The organism is Pseudomonas sp. SDO5532_S415 (assembly GCF_054071155.1).
This window is the reverse complement of the sequence record NZ_JBSVWS010000117.1, coordinates 1-19,243: the sequence shown is the minus strand read 5'-3', so window position 1 is coordinate 19,243 and position 19,243 is coordinate 1. Positions and strand designations below refer to the sequence as shown.

The window sequence follows — 19,243 nt, the reverse complement described above, 5'->3', positions numbered from 1 at the left end:
ACACAGAATGGGTGTTCGACAACGATCAAATGTGGGAGCGAGCCTGCTCGCGAAAAACCCGAGAACACCGCGGGGCGCCTGAATTCATGCGTTATCGTTCACGGCCTTCGCCAGCAAGCTTCGCTCCTACAGGTTGTGGAAACAGGTTGTTCAACGTTTCCAGCAACCGCACGTGATAGATCGGCTTGCGAAACAGATCCAGCACCTGCAAGCGCAACATGTCACTGACATCGTCCATATCCGCATGCCCGGACATCACAATCACCGGCAGATGCTGGCGCGAGGTGTGCTCGCGCAGGCGCTTGATCAACGACATGCCGCTTTCCTCAGGCATGCGCAGGTCGGTGATCACCAAGGCAATGTCCGGATGACGCGTCAGGTGATTCAACGCCAACTTGACCGACGTCGCGGTAAAACAATCAAAGCCCTCACCCTCCAGCAACTCCGCCAACTCAAGCAATGCATCTTCTTCGTCGTCGACCAGAAGAAGTTGTTGCCGCGAAAGTGCTGGAGAGTTCATGGGCAACACCTGTAATGGACTAAGCGCTGACATAAGAACCCGCTTTTAGCATTAACAAATCACTGGCACCTTAATTACGGCTTAGGAATCAACGCAGTCGAAATTGTTCCAAAGAGCGTCGTGATCGACGTCCCCATTCCAGTACTAAGCCCGGCAATTACCACCGCCACCATAGCGGCCACAATCGCATACTCAATACCCGAAGCTCCCTCGGTATCTTTGGCAAGCCCCTTGTAAAAAGCGATTTCCGATTTGACCTTCTGAACAAGTTTGGAAAAAGACATGACTTATCTCCTGAAACACCCGGGTGTTGCATGAGCGCAACATGGTTCCCCTATGCCAGCACCAGCATTGTCGGCATTCCCCCGGTCAACAACTGTAACAACGCATTAATACAAAAGTATTAGTCGTTTCGTTGACGTCAAAAACCCGTTCAATTCACCTTAATTCGTTACTTTCGTTAGATTTTTTCAGTTCGGTAATGGCGTTTTGCTCTACCTGCGCTACGGTCAAATAGCGAAATAGTTTCATGTTCATAGCTGCCTGATTGCGAAGTTGTCTCGCTGGATAACGCGAGGTCTTTAAGCAGCAGGAAAGGGAGAGCCGTCATGAACAGCCGTATCACTCTGGGCCTTGCCGGATTGTCGTTGGTGGGCGCTGTCATTGCCGGTTACTGGGGCCTTACGCTGAGCCGTCAACCGGCCGCGGTCCCTGTTGCGCAAACGGCGGGCACTGCACCGTCATCCATCACTCAGGCACCGGTGCCACAAGAAGACACCACCCGGCAACCGGTGGTGGTCCTACAGCGAGACATCGCGCCATTTGAGCCCATCACCGCCGCTGACGTGGCCCTGGAAAAACTCCGTACCGTCCCCGCCGGCAGCCTGACCCGTCTCGATCAAGCCATAGGCCGTGCTCCCTGGCGCGCCCTCAGCGCCGGCAGCTGGCTCAGCGACGACAGCTTCGAAGCCGGCAGCAAGCTGGCGCGAATGATTCGTCCCGATGAGCGCGCCCTCGCGGTCGCCGTGGATGAAGTGATCAACGCTGGCGGTCAACTGACGCCGGGGGATTACGTCGATGTGCTGCTGTTTTTGCGCATGGACACCAACAACATCCAGCCCTCGGCCCAGCTCGTAGTCCCGGCATTGCGCGTACTTGGGGTGGGCGAACAAATGGGCCTGACCAACGATGGCCAGCCCCCCAGCCCGGTTCATGGCAACGATGAAAAAACCCGCCAGGAACAACGCGCCAGCGCCCGCACCGTACTGCTCGCCGTGCCCGAACAACTGCTGAGCCGCCTGATGCTCGCGGCGCAAGCCGGGGTGTTGCGCCTGGCTGTGCGCAGCGCGGATGAAAAACGCCTTTCACGCTACTGGGCCGGTGAAAGCGACTCCCCGACCAACCTCGCCAACGCCGACCGCGAATTGATCCAGTTCAATCAACTGGCCATGACGGCGCCGCCCAAGACTGTCGTGGCCATGGGTGCCTCCGCACCGGCGCGCAAGGCGGGTGTGGAAGTCATCCGCGGCAATGAAATCACTCAACAGACCCCCTGAATCGAGCAAGGACGCCTTTTTAATGCGCAGACGTTTTATGCCGTTGTTCAACGGCTTGATCTGGGCCACCTTGCTGAGCGGCGTGCCGGTGACGGCGGCCGTGGCGGCAACCGGCAATTGCGGGGCGCTGGGGCCGATGCCGGCCGTGCTGGAAGTCGGCGAAGGTCAGCAACAGGAAGTGCAGTCGCCCGTGCCGATTACCCGGATAGCCGTAGGTGATCCGAAAATCGCCGACGTGCGGGTCAATGGCAATCAGGCCTTCCTGCTCACCGGCATGGCCACCGGCGCCACCAGCCTGATGGTCTGGACGTCCTGCGCCAGCGCGCCGCGTCAGAGCATGGTGTTCGTCCAGGGCCGCGCCACCGCCGCCATGACCAGCGCCGCGCGCCTACCGTCCGATGACCCGGTGCTGCCGTCGCAGGTGCAGACCGACATCCGTTTCGTCGAAGTCAGCCGTACCAAACTCAAGGAAGCCAGCACCTCGATCTACGGCAAAAACTCTAACTTCCTGTTCGGCTCCCCCGGCACGGTTCCCAACACGGCCGTGACACCGCGCGTGTTCCCATTGCGCAACCTCGATCCGCGCATTGCCGTGCCCAGCATTCCGTTGGCCAACGACATGTACAACATCGTCGCCGGCGGCGGTAATTTCCTGGCGATCATCAACGCCATGGAGGGCAGTGGCTTCGCCTACACACTGGCCCGACCAAGCCTGGTCGCACTCAGCGGACAGAGCGCCAGTTTCCTGGCCGGCGGTGAAATCCCGATCCCGATCCCCAGCGCCAACAGCAACAGCTACTCCATCGAATACAAGGAGTTCGGCATCCGCCTGACGCTCACGCCAACGGTCGTCAGCAACGACCGCATCGCGATCAAGGTCGCACCCGAGGTCAGCGAACTGGACTACAACAACGCCGTGACGATCGGCGGCACCACGGTCCCGGCGTTTACCATTCGCCGCACCGACACCAGCATCTCCCTGGCCGATGGCGAAAGTTTCGTCATCAGCGGTTTGATCAGCACGCAAAACACGTCGCAGGTGAACAAGTTTCCGGGCCTGGGCGACATTCCGATTCTCGGTGCGTTTTTCCGCAGTTCCTCGATCAACCGTGAAGAACGCGAACTGCTGATGATTGTCACGCCGCACCTGGTGCAGCCATTGGCCGCTAATGCCCAGTTGCCGTCGTTGCCCGGTGAAAAACTGCGCAATTACGACCCCAACTGGTATCGCCTGTATTTCCTCGAAAACGGCGACTTCGACAAACGCAGCGGGTTATCGCAATGAGCCAGAACCTGAATCAAACCTTTCTCGCGATCACGCGCAACAGCACTGACCTCGAATGGTTGCAAGGCGCCCTCGCCCCATTGGGCCAGGTGGTCAGCGCTGGTGGCGGCAGCCTCGACGAACTGCTGGCGTTGGTCGACGTAACGTTCGCCAGCCTGGTGTTTGTCGGCCTTGACCGTGATCACCTGGTGGCCCAGAGCGCGCTGATCGAAGGCGCGCTGGAAGCCAAACCGATGCTGGCCATCGTCGCGTTGGGCGACGGCATGGACAACCAGCTTGTGCTGAACGCGATGCGCGCCGGAGCGCGGGACTTCGTCGCCTATGGCTCGCGTTCCAGCGAAGTCGCCGGACTGGTGCGACGCCTGAGCAAACGCCTGCCGCCCGTGGCGCCGAACACCCAGCTCGGCGGCCTGACCGTGCTGTACGGGGTGCAGAGCAACGCCGATGGTGCGCTGCTCGCCAACCACATGGCGCAGGTGGTGCAGAAGAGCGGCCAGCAAACCCTGCTGCTCGATCTGGGGCTGCCACGGGGCGACAGCCTGGCGTTGCTCGGCCTGGAGAGCTCGTTCCATTTCGGCGATGCCTTGCGCCACGTGCGCCGCCTCGACGCCACAATGATCGACAGCGCCTTCACCCGCTGTGAAGTGGGGCTGCGCATCCTCGCCTACGCCAGCAACGATGAATCGCTGGAGCACACCAGCGCCGCCGAGTTGTACATGCTGCTCAGCGCCCTGCGCCAACACTTCCAGCACATCGTGGTGAACGTCACGGGTCAACCGGACAGCGAAGCCTTGCGCACCTTCGTCAGCCACTGCGACAAGCTGTTGTGGTACACCGACCAGAACGTGATCGACTGCCGTCGCAACCTCGCGGTGCTCAACCTGTGGCGCGAAAAAGGCATGAAGCTCGATCACGCCAGGCTGCTGGTGGACCGCTACTTGCGCAGCGTCGCGCCGGATTCCGATGCGCTGGGCAAAAGCTTCGGCATGGAGATCATCGCCACCCTCGCCTACAGCCCGGAGGTGCGCCTCAATGCCAAGAATCAGGGCGTGACCCTGTTCGAACTGGCGCCACGGGAAGTGCTCACCCAGAGCCTGCGCACCCTCGGCGAACGCCTGGCCAAGCGCTCCGAAAGCCTGGCCAAACCCAAGTCCTGGTTCAGTCGCTTGAGAGGTGTGCAATGAGCGCTGAAAAACTGTTCGGCGCGCCTTCGCGCGGGGTGGCCGGCAATACCGACCACGAAGGCCTCAAACTGGTACTGCACCGCTACATCATCGACGCCATCGAAGAGTCCGGCAAAAACCTGCTGGAAGGTTCGCGGCAGGTGCTGTCGCAGTTCGTCATCGACAAAGTGGCCGAGTACATCGCGCGGCTGCACCTGGCGATTTCCCGCTATGAAATGGAGCGCCTGGCCGAAGAGATCGTCGACGAGCTGACCGGTTTCGGCCCGCTGGAAGTGCTGCTGCGCGACCCGGCGGTGACCGAGATTCTGGTCAACGGCCCGCACCGGGTGTTCATCGAGCGCGACGGCGTCCTGCATCAAAGTGACTTGCGTTTCATCGATGCGCATCACGTCGAGCGGGTCATCCAGCGCATTCTCGCGCCAATGGGCCGGAGACTGGACGAGTCATCGCCAATGGTCGATGCGCGCCTGCCGGACGGCAGTCGGGTCAACGCGATCATTCCACCGATTGCCCTCGACGGCCCGTGCCTGTCGATCCGGAAATTCCGCCAGGACATGCTCAAGAGCACCGACCTGATGGCCATGCAAACCATCGACCAGGCGATCTACGAATTCCTGCAGGAAGCCGTGGGCAAGCGCTGCAACATCCTGATCAGCGGTGGCACCGGCACCGGCAAGACCACGCTGCTGAACATTCTCAGCCAGTTGATCAACCCCCACGAACGACTCGTGACCATCGAAGACGTCGCCGAACTGCAACTCGGCCACCCGCATGTCGTCCGCCTGGAAACCCGCCCGCCGAACGCCGAAGGCCACGGCGAGGTGAAGGCCAGCGACCTGATTCGCAACGCCCTGCGCATGCGTCCGGACCGGATCATCCTCGGCGAGATTCGCGGCGTTGAAGTGCTCGACGTGCTCACCGCGATGAACACCGGCCACGACGGTTCCATGAGTACCGTGCACGCCAACAACGCCCAGGATGCCTTGCTGCGCCTGGAAACCCTGGTCGGCCTGACCGGTCGCAGCATCGCCGAACGGACCTTGCGCCAGATGATTTGCGCGGCACTGGACGTGGTGATCCAGTTGACGCGCATGCCCGATGGCCGCCGTTGCGTCAGCGAAGTGGTGGAGGTGGTCGGCATCCGTGAAGACGTGTATGTCACCAATACCCTGTTCCGCCTCGACCGGCGCAGCGGCTTCGGCTTCATGCGCGAGGCGGTCAACCCCGCCGGCGACAAACTGCGTCGCGAGTCGGCGCTCTCTTCCTCGGCGTACTGAAGGCCACGGCATGCTCAAACCGTTGCTGCTCACCCTCGTTTGCCTGGCCCTGCTCGGCCTGTCGGTGCGCTTGCTTCAGCGTGGCTTGCGCCAACCGGGCGCCGAACGCGCACTGGAGCGCCTGACCCAAGGGCAACCGGAGCGCGTGGTACAGAAAACCTCGTGGGTGGCGCTGGAGCGCGCTTTTTTGCGCGCGGGCCTGGGGCGGCCCACGGAACGGCTGGGGTTATGGCTGACGCTGTGGGGCTTGGGCGGGTTGGTCGGTCTGTTGGCGGGCGGCTGGTTGGGTCTGCTGGTCCTGTTGCTGCTGCCGCCCGTGCTTCTGCGCCTGTATGTGCAGTGGCGTTACCAACGCCGGCTCAAGCGCATGATCGAACAATTGCCACCGCTGCTCGATCACACAGTGCGCAGCCTCAAGTCCGGCCGAACCCTGGCCGATGCCGTGCTCGGCGCCATCAATACTGCCGAAGACCCGCTGAGAAACGCGATGGGTCGGGTCCAGCGCAATGTGCAGTTGGGCATCAGTCTGCCGGAGGCCACCTCGGATTTCGCCGAGCTCTACGACAAAGACGAACTGCGCCTGTTCGCCCTCGGCTTGAAGGTCAACCATCGCTACGGCGGCAATGCCAGTGAACTGCTGGAAAACCTGATCAAGATGATCCGCGAACGCGAACAGGCCGCTCGCCAGCTGAGTGCCATGACCGGTGAAACAAGGGTCACGGCACTGGTCCTGGCACTCTTGCCGGTCACCGTCGCCGGTTACTTCCTGGTCTCCAATCCCAAATACCTGCTGACCATGTGGAACGACGCTTCGGGGCAGATGATGCTGGTCAGCGCGGCCGCATTGCAGGTGTTCGGCTGTCTGGCGCTGTGGCGCATGTTGCGTAGCCTATGAACCTGTCCATGCTGCTGAGCTCGCTGCTGTTTCTGATTGCATCACTGCTGCTGCTCAGTGTCGTGCTCCAATGGCGTCGACGCGCACGCCAGGTGGTGCAACGCCTGGATGGAAACCTGCCGAGCGAGCACCGTTTCAGTCAGTGGCTACATGCATTGGGTACCAGTCGGGTCGGTCAGCAGTCGGTCAATCTGGATAACGAAACCCGAACGCTACTCAACTGCCTGGGCTGGCGCACCGCGCGCAAACGCGCCTTGTTCGCGGCCTGTCAGGTCGGTGTTCCCTTGTTGGCGCTGGTCCTGAGTGTGCTGATCCAGACCCTGTTGTTCCCGCAGGTGAGCAACCCGTGGGTCGCCCCGGCGTTCGCCACCGGCATCGGTTATCTCTTGCCCAAACGCCTGTTGGCGGCAGCGGCGCACCATCGACAAAAGAAACTGGCGATCGAGATTTCCACCTTCATCCCGCTGCTGCGCATCCTGTTCGAGTCGGGCATGGCCGTGGAGCAGTCGCTGCGCGTCTTGAGCCATGACGGCAAGCAATTGCTGCCGATCCTGACCCATGAATTGCAGCTGGTACTGGCCCGGGTCGATTCCGGGCTGGAACTGGGCGAAGAACTGAACAAGGCCAGTCGTTTGATGGCGGTGGATGAATTTACCGACACCTGCGTGATCCTCCAGCAGTTGATCCATCAGGGCGGCGGCGCAATGAAATCCCTGTTGGCGCTCAAGCTGTTGCTTGATGACCGGCGCCTGACGCGCCTGCAGGAATACATCTCCAAGATGTCCGCCAAAATGTCCGTCGTGATGATGCTGTTTCTCTTCCCGGCGTTATTGATCGTACTGGCCGGCCCGGGCTTCACCGCCCTGGCTCGAGCCTTTGCTTCCTAGAGGGAACCCGATGAAAGCAATGATTGCCGGTTTGAGTCTGCTGTTGCTGGGTGGCTGTGCGAGCAACGGCCCAACACCCTGGGCCGCCCTGACCGACTCCGCCAGTTGCGGTAAATTAAGCTCCGAACAACAGTTGTCGCTGAACCTCGCCAATGACATGGCCAACGACGGCAAACTGCACGCCAGCCTGGCCAACCTGCAAAGCCTGCCGGACAACCTGGCCGACGTGCGCTTGCGCAAGGCCAAGGTGTATCGGTTGCTGGGCCGCAGCGAAGCCGAGCCGCTGTACCGCAGCCTGCTCGGCGGCTGCCTGGCCGCTGAAGCTGAACACGGTCTGGGCCAACTCGCCACCGCCCACGGTGACAACGGCCTGGCCCAGTCCCACCTGCAACGGGCCGCACGCCTTGCGCCCACCGACGAAAAAATCCGCAACGACCTGGGCGTGGTCTACCTCAATCAACTGCGCGTCGAAGACGCCCGATTCGAATTCCTCACCGCCATGGAGCTCAAGCAGAGCGATCAACTGGCGGCGGTCAACCTGGTGACCCTGCTGATCTACCAGGACGACTGGAACCGCGCCGCCGAACTGGTCAGCCGCCTGGGCTTGAGCCCGGCCCAGGTCACCGAAGCCCAGGCCCGCGCCGAAAAACTCAAGACGCCCGCCAAGTCAGGTCCAAGCGTTGCCGCGCAAGTCGCCGCCGTCGCCAACCCGGCGCTTCAGTAGGGAGTACACAGAATGAAACCGACCACCCTCTGCTGCCTCGGCCTGCTGGCCCTGCCCCTCTACACCCACGCCATCGACCCCGGCCCTGCCTCGCCACAACAACAGGAAACCGAAGGCTGGCTGCAATTGCAAAACAGCAACGCCGCTGCCTCAACAAAACGCCAGACCGCCACCGCGACCGAGCGCGAATTGGCGATGCAGCGCTGGCTGAAGAGTTATCAGCATGAGATTCCGGAGTACTTTGACCAGTATGAAGGGGGCAAGGTGGACAGTGGGTCGGGGGAATAGGCTTAACTTCTGCTCCTGATACCCTGTGGCGAGGGAGCTTGCTCCCGCTGGGCCGCGAAGCGGCCCCAAACCCGATAAACGAATGTTTACTGGCACACCACTAAGCCGGTTTTGCGGGTGCTGCGCACCCGAACGGGAGCAAGCTCCCTCGCCACAAGGGTTCAGTGATTAATCTTGCGGATCGAGATTATCCAGCGCCCGATTCACCGCCAACTCACCCAGCATGATCACCTGCGCAATCCCCAGCAAAGTACTGCGCTGCGAGCCTTCCAGAAACGTCGCGAAATCACTGGCCATGACACTGGCTGAAGCCAGCGATTCACAGGCGTGGGCCAGCAGGGTTTCGGTATCGATATCGGGAGAGATGACAAACATCGTGCTGGGTTTGCGCACGACGGGCTCTTTGTGTGGGTTGAAGTAGTGATCGAGGGCGCGGTCGGCGGCTTCGTGTAGCTTTTTTGAGTTGGGGGATTGGTAGGGGGAAACGGGGTCGGTTTCGGGCGGATTTGGGGTTGGTTTGATCATGGTGAAACTCCAAGTATCAGATGGAGCTGCCACTGTTCGCCGCGACAGCGATCAAGGGTGGCAGCTGTACGCGGGGTCGCGGACCGAGCTACTTGGAAACCCGGCATACCCGAAGGTATCCCGCGCACAGCCACCATTACTCCAAACGACAAGCACCGAAGCGCCAGGATTTGGAAGGTGTGGATTATGCACCAAGTAGATTGAACAGGCCGCCACAGCCCGATCACTGTTTTTTTGCAGCGACAGACAAAGGCTAGAGATGGCGCTTCCGACGGACAACCTGAAAAACGTGTGGGAAGGTTCTGGGGTTTTTATCGGTCGTTAAACATCGTTGTCCGTCAGGCCGCCTTCGCGAGCAGGCTCGCTCCCACAGTTGGATTGGGTATATCTGTGAGGGATTGGTTGGCTGTCAGGCCGCCTTCGCGGGCAAGCCTTGCTCCTACAAAGGCAAAAGCAAAAGCAAACTGGTGTACACCCGCTTTTCACCACTCATCAGGCCGAGCGTTAGCTCGCCTTAAGCTTTTGATTTTGATCCACCCGCCCCTTCGGCAGGCTGAGTGGAGGTGTTCATCCGGGGATTGGCGCGCAGCGCCGTTCGACGCAGTCGAACACATTGCATGTAGGTGCAGCGAAGCCAACCGGAGGGCAATGCCCCCGGATGGATGCCGGAGCGAAGGAACCCCGAGCCTTGGCGAGGGGCCGGACGCCGGGGCGAGACCTTTTGGTTCCTTTTGTGTCGTTTGACAAAAGGGACTCGCCGTAAGGGCGAAACCATAAGTGGCCGTTACCGCAGCAATGGATATGTACACCCTCCAAAAAACCGGTCGCCTGACACATAGCCTTCGCGGGCAAGCCTCGCTCCTACGGAAACAACGCGAACTTAGTGAGCAGTGACTCTGTGCCGCAATCCTGGGTTACTGGGCGATAGCGCCAACGCCAACTGCGTCCGATTATGCATATGCGTCAACCTCAACACCTGCGACACATACAACTTCACCGTGTTCTCGGTAATCCCCAACTCACAGGCAATCTGATAATTGGTCTGCCCCTTGCCCACCAACCGCGCCACCTCCAGCTGCCGCGGTGACAGCTGATTGAAAATCGCCGGAATCTCCCGCCGATCCACGTCGCTGACATCGCTCTCACCCTCATCCGCCGACGCCGACGCCGACGCCGACGCCGACGCCGACGGATAGGGCGCTCGCCGAACCTTGTCCAGGTCCTGATACAGGTCATCGATCGACTCGGACAGGTATTGCAGCTTCTGATTCAGGTGCCCCAGTTGCAACGTCTTGTGCCGCTCGTGCACGGCCACTTCCTGACGCTGCAGGCCTTCGAGCAACTCGCCCAGATCAATCGGCTTCTGGTAGTAATCGGCCACCCCGGCGCGCAAGGCCTTGATCACATCCTGCTTGTCCGCGCGCCCGGTGAGCATGATCGCTTCGAACGCGCGGTGTTTGCCGGACAGGCGTTGCAGCTCCTGGACCAGTTGAATCCCGTCCAGGCCAGGCATGTGCAGATCGCAGAGCACCAGGCCGATGTCGATGTCTTCATTGAAACGTTCGATGGCCTGATGGCTGGACTGGCAGGGCACACAACGGTAACCGCTGTTCTCGAGAAATTCGCAGAGCTCTTCAACGATCAATGGCTGGTCGTCGACCACAAGGACTTTTACTGCCGAGGTACGCTTGTTCACGTGCAACTCCCTGCCTGGTCAAACGCTGACCGTTCCTGTACTCACAGCCAGAAGCTGTACAACTACTGTATGAAAGTAGCCGCACTCCCGACTCTGTACAACTAGCCGAACCAGACAAACGTCAGCAACAACCCCACCAACAGAAAGGGCGCAAAGGGTTGTTTTTTTGACAGTCCAGGCTCCAGGTATCGCAGGCGTTCTCTAAGCCATTGACCGATCAGACGCCAGACGCTTGGCGCCAGCAGCAACCAGCACACACTGGCCAATCCGGCACCGATGAACACGCCGAGTACATGCCGACCGTCGGTCGCCAGCCCCAAGGCTGTCATGAGTTTCACATCCCCGGCACCCAGCCGACCCAGCGCATAGCCGGGCAAGGTGAAGGCCAGCGCCAGCAACGCAGCCCAGCCGCCCTGCTCTGCCGTCGCCCCCAGCCAGGTGGTGCCGCTCCACAGCAGCCAGGCCAATGCCAGCGCGCCGACACCCAAGGTCAGGCCATTGGCGATGTGGCGTTCCCGAGCATCCTGGGCTGCGCAAAGCGTCAGCCAGATCAACAGGACTACACTCTGCATCCCTTAAAAACCGTCCCTTTTGGCTGAATGATTCTATGCTGACATTACGTAGTGATGGTCAGGGTAGACGCACTCATGAAAATCAACCTCCCCCGTAAGCAAAAAGGCGCCGCCGCGATTGAATTTGCCTTGGTGTTCGTCATTTTTTTCGCCGTGTTCTACGCGATCGTCACCTACAGCCTGCCGCTGTTGCTGATGCAATCGTTCAACCAGTCCACCGCTGAAGCCGTGCGCCGTAGCGTGGCGTTGGACCCGAACACGCCCGGTTACGAAACCGCGTTGAAAACCGTAGTCAAGGACGAATTGACCCGGCAGTTGGCGTGGATTCCCGCCGGGCTGAATTTCAATGTCGACACCGACACGGCCACCACCCTCACCGCCGGCGTGCTGAAGGTCAGCATCAATTACCCCACCAACAAATTGAGTGCGGTCATTCCCTTCCTGAACCTGCCGGGGATCGGTCCGGTGCCGAGCTTGCCGCCGACGCTCACCGCCAGTTCGAGCCTGCAATTTTGAGTGCCGGCGACAAACTCTTCGGGCGTCTGCTCAACCGCCACCCCTCGCCGCCTCAGGACACCTTGCAGCCGCCGAGCCTGCTCAGTGTCGGCCTGCAGATGCATCTGAATGCCGAAGGTCGGGTGCTGCACCTGACCGGCCCAATCAGGCATCTGCTGGCGCAACAGATACCCGGCGCGCAAGCACCGCATCTGCTCGATTTCCTGTTACCTCACAGCAGCCTCGCCATCGAGGGCACACCCGCAGATTGGCAGGGGCAGTTGCTTGACCTGGACTTTTACGGTCTGAGCGGCCAACCCCTGCATCTGCGTGGTTGGGTCCAGCCATTGGCCGATGCCTGGCTGCTGCAGCTGCTGGACATCGGTGACCTGTTGCTCGAACGCCGGCAGTCGCGTCTGCGCGAGCAATGCCAGTTGCTGGCGGTGCACATCGGCGAGCAATTGCGCCTGTGCAGCCTGACGCGCCTGCCCGATGTGTTGAGCGAACAACTGCAAGCCCTGGCCCAGCGCTTTCACATCCCGTGCATCGCCCTGGCGTTGCTCGACGAGCAGGAACAAGGTTGGCAGATTCACCAGCACTACGCGGCGTTCGACGCGCCCCAACTGTGGCAAAACGGTCAGCGCCTGGGCACCGGCCTCGACAGCCTGAACGGCTCCGCCCCTCAGCATCTCAAACTGATGGAACACCCGCGCCTGCAACGTACCTTCGGCAACACCGAGGGTTTCGTCGTGCCTTATCACGATGCGCAAGGTGTGGCGGCCTGGCTGCTCTGTGGTTGCTATTCGGCGCAGCAACGGGCACCCGACGTCGGCGATCGCGACTGGCTGCAATTCGCCGCCGCGCTCGCCAGCCCCTTGCTGGAGCGCTTGCGCGAGCATCGGCATCACCTGCAACTGGAGCGCCTTGAATCGCTGCAAGCGTTACTCGGCACAGGGTGGTGGGAAGTGTTCGGCGACCGTGCCGAAGTGCGATTGGCGCCCTCGCTGGCCGCCGCCCTGAACCTGGCCAGTACACCCTTGCCATTGGCCGACTGGCTCGATCAAGTACACCCGGCCGATCGCGAAGAGCTGCGCAGTCGTCTGCAAGCCTTGCAGGACGAAGGCACACCACTGCTGATATGCGTGCGCCTGCATCATGTCGACGCTGACTCGGCCCCCGGTTGGTATCGCCTGCAAGGCCAGGCACTGGGCGTTGGCAAGAACAGGCGCGTAGTGGGCTTCATGCTCGACATCAGCGACATCAAGCATCAGGAACAGCAGGCCGCGGCAGCCCATGCGCGGCTGGACAATCTGATCGCCCGTTCGCCCGCCGTGATTTATGTGCAGCGCTATGTCGAAGGTGTGTTGCAACCGACCTTCTTCAGCGACAGCCTGCTACCCCTGCTCGGCTGGACACTCGCCGATTGCAGCGGTGCCGCGCTGGTCGAACGGCTTCACCCCGACGACCGCAACGGCTATTTCGAGCGCACCCGCCAGTTGTTGCGCGAGGGATCGGTGAGCGCCCGTTATCGACTGCGCGACAATCGTGGCGATTACCACTGGTTGCTCGATGAAGCCAAGTTGCTGCGCGACGATCTGGGCCTGCCGGTCGAGGCCGTGGGCCTGTGGCTGGACGTCACCGAAGCGACCCTGGCCACCGAGCAGGTCAAGCAAAGCGAGGAGCGTTATCGGATTTTGGTGGAGGACTCGCCGGCAATGATCTGCCGCTACCTCCCGGACCTGACCCTGACGTTCGGCAACAAGCCATTGGCGACCTATCTGGAGTGCTCGCCGGAACAGTTGCCGGGGGTGAATCTGGGCAGCTGGATGTCCGCGGAGCAGCGTGATGCCTTCACTCAGCGCCTGAGCCAGTTGAGTCCCGAGTTCCCGGTCAGCACCGCCGAAATCAACCTGCAATTGCCCGGCCGGGAACACGCCTGGTGGGTCTGGTCGGATCGTGGGGTGTTCGATCAGCAAGGCCGGTTGCTGGAAATTCAAGCCGTGGGCCGCGACAACACCGAAGTCCGTCGCTCCCAGCAGCAACTCACGCAAAGCGCGAAAATGGCCACCCTCGGCGAAATGGCCACGGGGCTGGCCCATGAAATCAACCAGCCGCTGAACGTGATGCGCATGGCCATCGTCAATGTGCTCAAGCGCCTGGGCAACGGCGATGCGCAGATCGACTACCTGACCGACAAACTCAATCGCATCGATGCGCAGGTGCAGCGCGCCGCGCGGGTGGTGGATCACATGCGGGTGTTCGGCCGGCGTTCGGAGATCGAGCAGCATCCGTTCAACCCGGCCCAGGCCATCGAAGGCACGCTCTCGCTGCTGGCCGAAGGCATGCGCGGTAAAGGGGTGGATTTGCGCGTCAGCGAAACGGGTTTCGAGGTGCTGGTGCGTGGGCATGTCGATCAGCTTGAACAAGTGCTGATCAACCTGATGGTCAATGCGCGGGACGCACTGCTGGGCAAGCGCGAAAACGATCCGGCGTTCAAACCGTGGATTTCGCTGTACGCCGAACGGGATGCGCAGTCGGTGCGACTGTGGGTCGAGGACAATGGCGGCGGCATCGACCCACGGCTGCTGGAGCGGATTTTCGAACCGTTTTTCACCACTAAACCAGTGGGCGTCGGCACCGGTCTGGGGCTGTCGGTCAGTTATGGCATCGTCGAGAACATGGGCGGCAAACTCAGCGTCAGAAACTCGACCCAGGGCGCGCGGTTCTGCATCGAGTTGCCGGTTGTGCCGCTTGATCAGATCACCAGATAGGCTTTGCCTTTCTCGCCACAGGTCAGGTTGAAACCGACGTCGACCTTGTTGACGTCGATCCCCAGGTTCATCAACAGGCTGTCCACGATCGGGTCAACCAATGGCGCGAGCAACCCGCTGATGGCCGTGATCAACAGCGCAGTAACATCCGACAGTGTCGACAGCAACGTACTCAGCAGGCCTCCCAACAGACTGCCGATGGTCGGGGTGTGTTGAATCAGCGTGATCCCTCCCAGCGTGCTCTTCAAACTGCCGACCACTCCGGACAGCGTGACTGGATGCGTCGGGATCGGCGGCACATTGACCTCATGGGGATTGGCAAAGGTGTAGTTGGGCTCGCTTTTGCCGGCAATCGGGCTGTCGATCATGATTTGGCTGCCGCCACCGCCGAAGGGGGTGCGCGCGCCGCAGTTCAACAGGTGGCAGGTTTTCGAGCCGATATCGACCAGCGTCAGCGGTGACAGGCTTGGCGCCGGCGAGGACGAGAGCCAGATCGCGTCGTCGATCTGACCGACTTTGACTTGCAGGGCCGAAATGTTGGTGGTGGCGGTGAGGCTCTTGCTGGCCGGGCTGGCGCAGGAATAGTCGGTGACATGGCTGCTGCCTGTGCCGGCTTCAAGACCGAGATCCAGGTTCAGTCCGTTGGGCAGTATTTTCAGATCGGTCTGGGTGCAGTTGCCGAGGATGCAACCGGGTGCCAACAACGTATTGACCAGCCCGACCACAGGGGTCAACAAGGTGTTGACCAACTGCAGAACGCTGTTGATCAACGACAGGTCAACCGAGACCAGAATACGGACCTGCGCGGTGCGCACGTAAATTCTGTTCGGCCCCAACGGGGCGAGTTTCGCCAGCGCCGGGTTGCCGACCGCCGAGAACTGCGGCGGCTGAATGACCTTGATGCGGGTGGTCACGCCCGCCAATCCCAACACGTTCACCGGCAACACCGCGTTCACCGCGCTGTTCTTGTTCGCCAGTTGGACAAAGCCCTGAATCAATTGAAACAGCTGTACCGTGGCGTCCAGCCCGGCGGCTTGCGTGCCGGTTTGCAAGGCCAGTAAATCACCCAGTTTGATCGGCGAGGCGCTGGTGGCCGCGAGCTGTAGATTGGCCAACGCCGCTTTGACTTCAACGGTGGCGCCGCTGCGGTTGACCACCTCGGCGGTGGCCTTGATGAATGAGGTCACACTGGCCTGGGTGTTCAGCAATGCGGTGTAGTTGCCGGCCGCTACGCCCAGCTCAATGGCGAGCTGATCCATGAATTTCAGCAGGTTGATATCGGTCTTGATCAAGCCGTCCCAACCGCCGACGGTCAGGTTGACATTGCCCCCCAACAGCGTCGAGAACAGCGGGTTCAGAAGGTTCGACCTTGCACTGTCGGCTCCCAGCAATGTGCTGCGGATACTCAGTTGCGCCAACGTCTGCTTGGGCTCGGCGGCAACCGCGGTGGCACTGAGACGGGTCGTGAGACTGACCGGTCCGCCGGACAGCAACGCACCGATCCCTGCGGCCAAGCTGGTGACAACGGGACGTGTGACGATCACTTGTACGGTAGCGGTTTTGGTTGGGTCGACGGCAAAGGTTCGCAGGTTTTCGGCACCCGTCTGCAAGGTGCCGCAACTGACCGTCAGCGTGTTGTCCGTACTGACGGTAAATCCGTTGCGCGCCGCACTTTCAGTGGCGTAAACGGCGGCACTCTGCCCGGACTGGCAGTTGCCATCGCGGGTCACGGCTTCGAGCGCCGCAGTGTCCGCCACCCGTTGCAGTTTGCGCTGTTCCAGATACAGCCTGCCGGAATCGATGACCAGCAGCATGAAGCCCAGCGCCAGTGCCAAGGTTCCCACCGCCATCAAACCGATCGCCCCCCGCTGCCGGGCCGGACCGCGAAACTGCATGCGAGGTGACATCGCGCACTCCTTTGCCGGCGCACTGCCGAGCGCTACCTCCGTTGGTGTGAAGCAGTGTAGACAAGGGTTCAGGCCACTGCTGGCAACTCGCCACCCCAGACAACAAAAAAACCCTGTAGGAGCGAGCTTGCTCGCGATGGACGTCAACGATAACGCGCACCTTCAGGCAGCACGCGTCGTCCTTGCGTTCTTCGCGAGCAAGCTCGCTCCTACAGGGGTTTGTGGTGGTTACTTGGGTGGGTAGTTGGCCAGTATCCGGGTGACGGTTTCGCGTATTGCATTGCTGCGATCGGAGGGGTTTGGTGTGCGGCTGAGGATCTGTTCGTCACTGCCCCGCCACACCAGTTTGCCGTCCTTGCCGTCGAGCAGGTCGATCTGGATGGTCGCCACTTTATAACTGACGTTGCGGGTTTCGTTGTACATCGGCGCGCCCCAGTAGCCGTACCACGGATTACCCCAACCACCGCCATAGTTGGTGGTCACCTGTTGCTGGCGCTCCTCGACAATCAGATAAGTCTGCACATTCAAATCACCCTTGCCACTCCCTCCGGCAGGGCGCAGGCCGCGCTGATCCAGTTGATCGGCCACCGATTGGCGCACCCGTTGCTCGGTCAGGTCGCTCTTGATCCGTGGATCATCGGGGCGATATTGCAGGGCGGGTTCTTTCCAGCTCCAGCTGCGATAGGCGGCGAAGTCGCGGCTGGCATCGAAGTCATGGTTGACCTGGTTGGCGGCACAGGCACTGAGCAGCGCGGCCGCTGCCAGTAGAACGAGACGGCGGAACATGATGGTTCTCCGGTTGAAGACATGCACCTGTGAAACGCTTCTTATCTGCAGAAGTTAACTAGGAGGATACGCCGACATCGCCTTTTCCACAGCCTCCCGGATGGCATCCGCTTGCTGGCTCTGGGTGCCCCGCCTGCTGGTTTCAGCGCTGGAACTCCACACCGGTTGACCGCTTTGTGCATCGAACATGTCCACCTGCACCACGACGACCTGTTCCTCATAAGTCCGCACGATCGGTACGCTGCCGTACATGCCGTAGCCCGGGCCATAGCCATAGCGGTTGTAGCCACCGTAACCGCCGTAATAGCCGTAGTCGTCCCGGACCTGGCGCAAGCGGGTTTCCAGACGCAGGTCGGCGCTGACAAACAGATCTGCCGGGCGATTGTCATGCAACGGGCGCAAACCCCGTTGGTCCAGGGCATTGCTGACCGCTTCGGCGACTTGCGCCGAGTCCGCCCACGCAGTGCCCGGCGGCAGATGCCCGTTGAGCCAGGCCCAGCTTCGGTAGCGTCCGTAGTCTCGCGGTGGTACCGGGTAAGCGCTGCGGTCGAAGGTGTTGGCCGCCTGCGGCGGTGCCGGTGGGATGGGGTTGGAGGACGCCACATACGGGTTGCTGCCCTGGCAGGCAGCCAGACCCAGGCAGATCACCAACAACCCTGAACGACTTTTCATTTCGCGCTCCGATCAGACCGGCCGGCAGATCCAGTGCAAGTAACGCCCAAGCCCGGCAAAGCTTGGGTGACGGCGGTGCGCCAGTTCCATTTCCAGCAAATCCAGCAACTCGGCGCGAGCCTGGAATTCCACGGGCATGTAATCGTGAAAAACCCGCACTCCACTCTGGGTTTCGACCTGCCACAAGCCTTCAAGTTGCGCCGCCAATTCCCGTGGATCCAGGGGTTGTTGCGGGGTCAGGCTCTGCTTCTCGCCGGCCATATCGTTCTTGCGCATCTTGCGGAAATGGCCCTTGAGCAAGTTGCGATAAATCAGCGCGTCGCGGTTATAGAAGGCCAGGGACAGCCAGCCGTCGGCCTTGGTCAGTTGATGCAGCACCGGCAGGATCGCGTGGGGTTCGGCCAGCCATTCAAGCACGGCGTGGCACAGCACCAGATCGTAGGGTTCGTGGAGCTGGCCGAGCAGGTCCTGCCACGGCGCCTGAATGAATGTTGCCGTTTGCCCGGCCTCGGCGAAACGCTGACGGGCGCCTTCAAGCATGGGCTCGGCGGGCTCGGCCAAGGTCACCTGATGCCCGCGCTCGGCCAGCCACAATGACATATGGCCCAGGCCGGCGCCGATATCCAGGACCCGCAGCGGCCGGTCCGGCAGGATTTCGGCCAGATCAGCCTGCAACACCGCAAGGCGAATCGCACCTTTGGCGCCGCCGTAGATTTTTTCCGCGAAGCGCGTTGCCAGTTGATCGAAATGACGGTCGCTCATCAGCTGAACCTCCGTTCGCTGTCGGCCAGTTTGCTACGTACTACGTCATTCATGTCCAGACCCAGCTCGCTGCACAGCAGCAATAGATAAAGCACGATGTCGCCGATCTCCTGCCCGGCATGGGCCAGTTTTTCCGCCGGCAACTGCCGCGACTGGTCTTCGGTCAGCCACTGGAAAATCTCCACCAGCTCGGCCATTTCGACACTCGCGGCCATGGCCAGGTTTTTCGGACTGTGAAAGGGCTGCCAGTCATTGCGGTCACGGATGGCGTGCAGGCGTTCGGTCAATTCAACAAGGTTCATCGGGCTCTCCTGAAGGGGTATAGCTTCGGGGGGATGGCGAGTGAAGGCAAGTGACAAAGATTGAGTGGTCAGCCCTGTTTTTTATGTGGAAGCGGGCTTGCTCGCGAAAGCGCTGTGTCAGTCGACATCATCGTTGACT

At 61.1% G+C, this 19,243-nt stretch carries 20 protein-coding genes; 10 read left to right on the top strand and 10 right to left on the bottom strand.

Annotated elements, in window-relative coordinates; genetic code table 11:
• Window positions 1-91 precede the first annotated feature (91 nt).
• Both ACW9HW_RS21555 and ACW9HW_RS21550 read right to left on the bottom strand, forming a co-directional pair.
• Window positions 92-520, bottom strand: a complete 429-nt coding sequence (locus ACW9HW_RS21555; RefSeq protein ID WP_095192010.1) for a response regulator — start codon at window positions 518-520, stop codon at window positions 92-94.
• Window positions 521-594: 74 nt separating this feature from the next.
• Window positions 595-804 carry a Flp family type IVb pilin gene (locus tag ACW9HW_RS21550; protein WP_095192011.1) on the bottom strand — a complete coding sequence of 70 codons (210 nt, stop codon included), beginning with the start codon at window positions 802-804 and terminating at the stop codon, window positions 595-597.
• Between the two features lie 324 nt (window positions 805-1,128).
• On the opposite strand from ACW9HW_RS21550, the gene cpaB reads away from it, so the two are divergent.
• From cpaB to ACW9HW_RS21510, 8 genes are read left to right on the top strand one after another with little or no spacing between them, the layout of a single operon-like run.
• Window positions 1,129-2,076, top strand: coding sequence for a Flp pilus assembly protein CpaB (gene cpaB, locus ACW9HW_RS21545; RefSeq protein ID WP_457401694.1), 948 nt, complete (start codon window positions 1,129-1,131; stop codon window positions 2,074-2,076).
• Between the two features lie 22 nt (window positions 2,077-2,098).
• Window positions 2,099-3,361: a type II and III secretion system protein family protein gene (locus tag ACW9HW_RS21540; protein ID WP_095192013.1), complete on the top strand. Its 1,263-nt coding sequence runs from the start codon at window positions 2,099-2,101 to the stop codon at window positions 3,359-3,361.
• On the top strand, window positions 3,358-4,545 hold the full coding sequence (locus ACW9HW_RS21535) for an AAA family ATPase (protein ID WP_457401693.1): 1,188 nt from the start codon (window positions 3,358-3,360) through the stop codon (window positions 4,543-4,545). Before ACW9HW_RS21540 ends, ACW9HW_RS21535 begins: the two co-directional genes overlap by 4 nt.
• A complete protein-coding gene (locus ACW9HW_RS21530; RefSeq protein ID WP_457401692.1) occupies window positions 4,542-5,822 on the top strand; it encodes a CpaF family protein in 1,281 nt (426 codons plus the stop codon). Before ACW9HW_RS21535 ends, ACW9HW_RS21530 begins: the two co-directional genes overlap by 4 nt.
• A gap of 10 nt (window positions 5,823-5,832) precedes the next feature.
• A complete protein-coding gene (locus ACW9HW_RS21525) occupies window positions 5,833-6,717 on the top strand; it encodes a type II secretion system F family protein (protein WP_457401691.1) in 885 nt (294 codons plus the stop codon).
• 8 nt (window positions 6,718-6,725) lie between these two features.
• On the top strand, window positions 6,726-7,604 hold the full coding sequence (locus tag ACW9HW_RS21520; RefSeq protein ID WP_457401690.1) for a type II secretion system F family protein: 879 nt from the start codon (window positions 6,726-6,728) through the stop codon (window positions 7,602-7,604).
• A 10-nt stretch (window positions 7,605-7,614) separates the two neighbouring features.
• Window positions 7,615-8,328: a hypothetical protein gene (locus ACW9HW_RS21515; RefSeq protein ID WP_457401689.1), complete on the top strand. Its 714-nt coding sequence runs from the start codon at window positions 7,615-7,617 to the stop codon at window positions 8,326-8,328.
• A 12-nt stretch (window positions 8,329-8,340) separates the two neighbouring features.
• Complete coding sequence (locus ACW9HW_RS21510) at window positions 8,341-8,616, top strand: DUF3613 domain-containing protein (protein ID WP_095192019.1); 276 nt, start codon at window positions 8,341-8,343, stop codon at window positions 8,614-8,616.
• A gap of 168 nt (window positions 8,617-8,784) precedes the next feature.
• Here ACW9HW_RS21510 and ACW9HW_RS21505 read toward each other — a convergent pair whose 3' ends face one another.
• The 3 genes from ACW9HW_RS21505 to ACW9HW_RS21495 form a co-directional block, all read right to left on the bottom strand.
• Window positions 8,785-9,141 (bottom strand): DUF6124 family protein, encoded by a 357-nt coding sequence (locus ACW9HW_RS21505; protein ID WP_457401688.1) that lies wholly within the window; start codon window positions 9,139-9,141, stop codon window positions 8,785-8,787.
• Between the two features lie 880 nt (window positions 9,142-10,021).
• On the bottom strand, window positions 10,022-10,837 hold the full coding sequence (locus ACW9HW_RS21500) for a response regulator (protein WP_457401687.1): 816 nt from the start codon (window positions 10,835-10,837) through the stop codon (window positions 10,022-10,024).
• Window positions 10,838-10,938: 101 nt separating this feature from the next.
• Window positions 10,939-11,409 carry a prepilin peptidase gene (locus ACW9HW_RS21495; RefSeq protein WP_457401686.1) on the bottom strand — a complete coding sequence of 157 codons (471 nt, stop codon included), beginning with the start codon at window positions 11,407-11,409 and terminating at the stop codon, window positions 10,939-10,941.
• A 75-nt stretch (window positions 11,410-11,484) separates the two neighbouring features.
• Between ACW9HW_RS21495 and ACW9HW_RS21490 the strand changes: the two genes are divergently transcribed.
• Both ACW9HW_RS21490 and ACW9HW_RS21485 read left to right on the top strand, forming a co-directional pair.
• Window positions 11,485-11,925, top strand: coding sequence for a TadE/TadG family type IV pilus assembly protein (locus tag ACW9HW_RS21490; RefSeq protein WP_095192024.1), 441 nt, complete (start codon window positions 11,485-11,487; stop codon window positions 11,923-11,925).
• Window positions 11,922-14,675 (top strand): ATP-binding protein, encoded by a 2,754-nt coding sequence (locus ACW9HW_RS21485; RefSeq protein ID WP_457401685.1) that lies wholly within the window; start codon window positions 11,922-11,924, stop codon window positions 14,673-14,675. Before ACW9HW_RS21490 ends, ACW9HW_RS21485 begins: the two co-directional genes overlap by 4 nt.
• On the opposite strand, the gene ACW9HW_RS21480 is transcribed toward ACW9HW_RS21485, so the two are convergent.
• From ACW9HW_RS21480 to ACW9HW_RS21460, 5 genes are all read right to left on the bottom strand, one after another.
• Window positions 14,660-16,582: a pilus assembly protein TadG-related protein gene (locus tag ACW9HW_RS21480; protein ID WP_457401684.1), complete on the bottom strand. Its 1,923-nt coding sequence runs from the start codon at window positions 16,580-16,582 to the stop codon at window positions 14,660-14,662. The genes ACW9HW_RS21485 and ACW9HW_RS21480 overlap by 16 nt on opposite strands.
• Before the next feature lie 228 nt (window positions 16,583-16,810).
• Complete coding sequence (locus ACW9HW_RS21475; protein ID WP_095192027.1) at window positions 16,811-17,368, bottom strand: DUF4136 domain-containing protein; 558 nt, start codon at window positions 17,366-17,368, stop codon at window positions 16,811-16,813.
• Between the two features lie 54 nt (window positions 17,369-17,422).
• Window positions 17,423-18,040: a DUF4136 domain-containing protein gene (locus ACW9HW_RS21470; protein ID WP_457401683.1), complete on the bottom strand. Its 618-nt coding sequence runs from the start codon at window positions 18,038-18,040 to the stop codon at window positions 17,423-17,425.
• A 12-nt stretch (window positions 18,041-18,052) separates the two neighbouring features.
• Complete coding sequence (locus ACW9HW_RS21465; protein WP_095192029.1) at window positions 18,053-18,802, bottom strand: methyltransferase; 750 nt, start codon at window positions 18,800-18,802, stop codon at window positions 18,053-18,055.
• Complete coding sequence (locus tag ACW9HW_RS21460) at window positions 18,802-19,104, bottom strand: MazG-like family protein (RefSeq protein WP_095192030.1); 303 nt, start codon at window positions 19,102-19,104, stop codon at window positions 18,802-18,804. The genes ACW9HW_RS21465 and ACW9HW_RS21460 overlap by 1 nt, the downstream gene beginning before the upstream one ends.
• Window positions 19,105-19,243 lie beyond the last annotated feature (139 nt).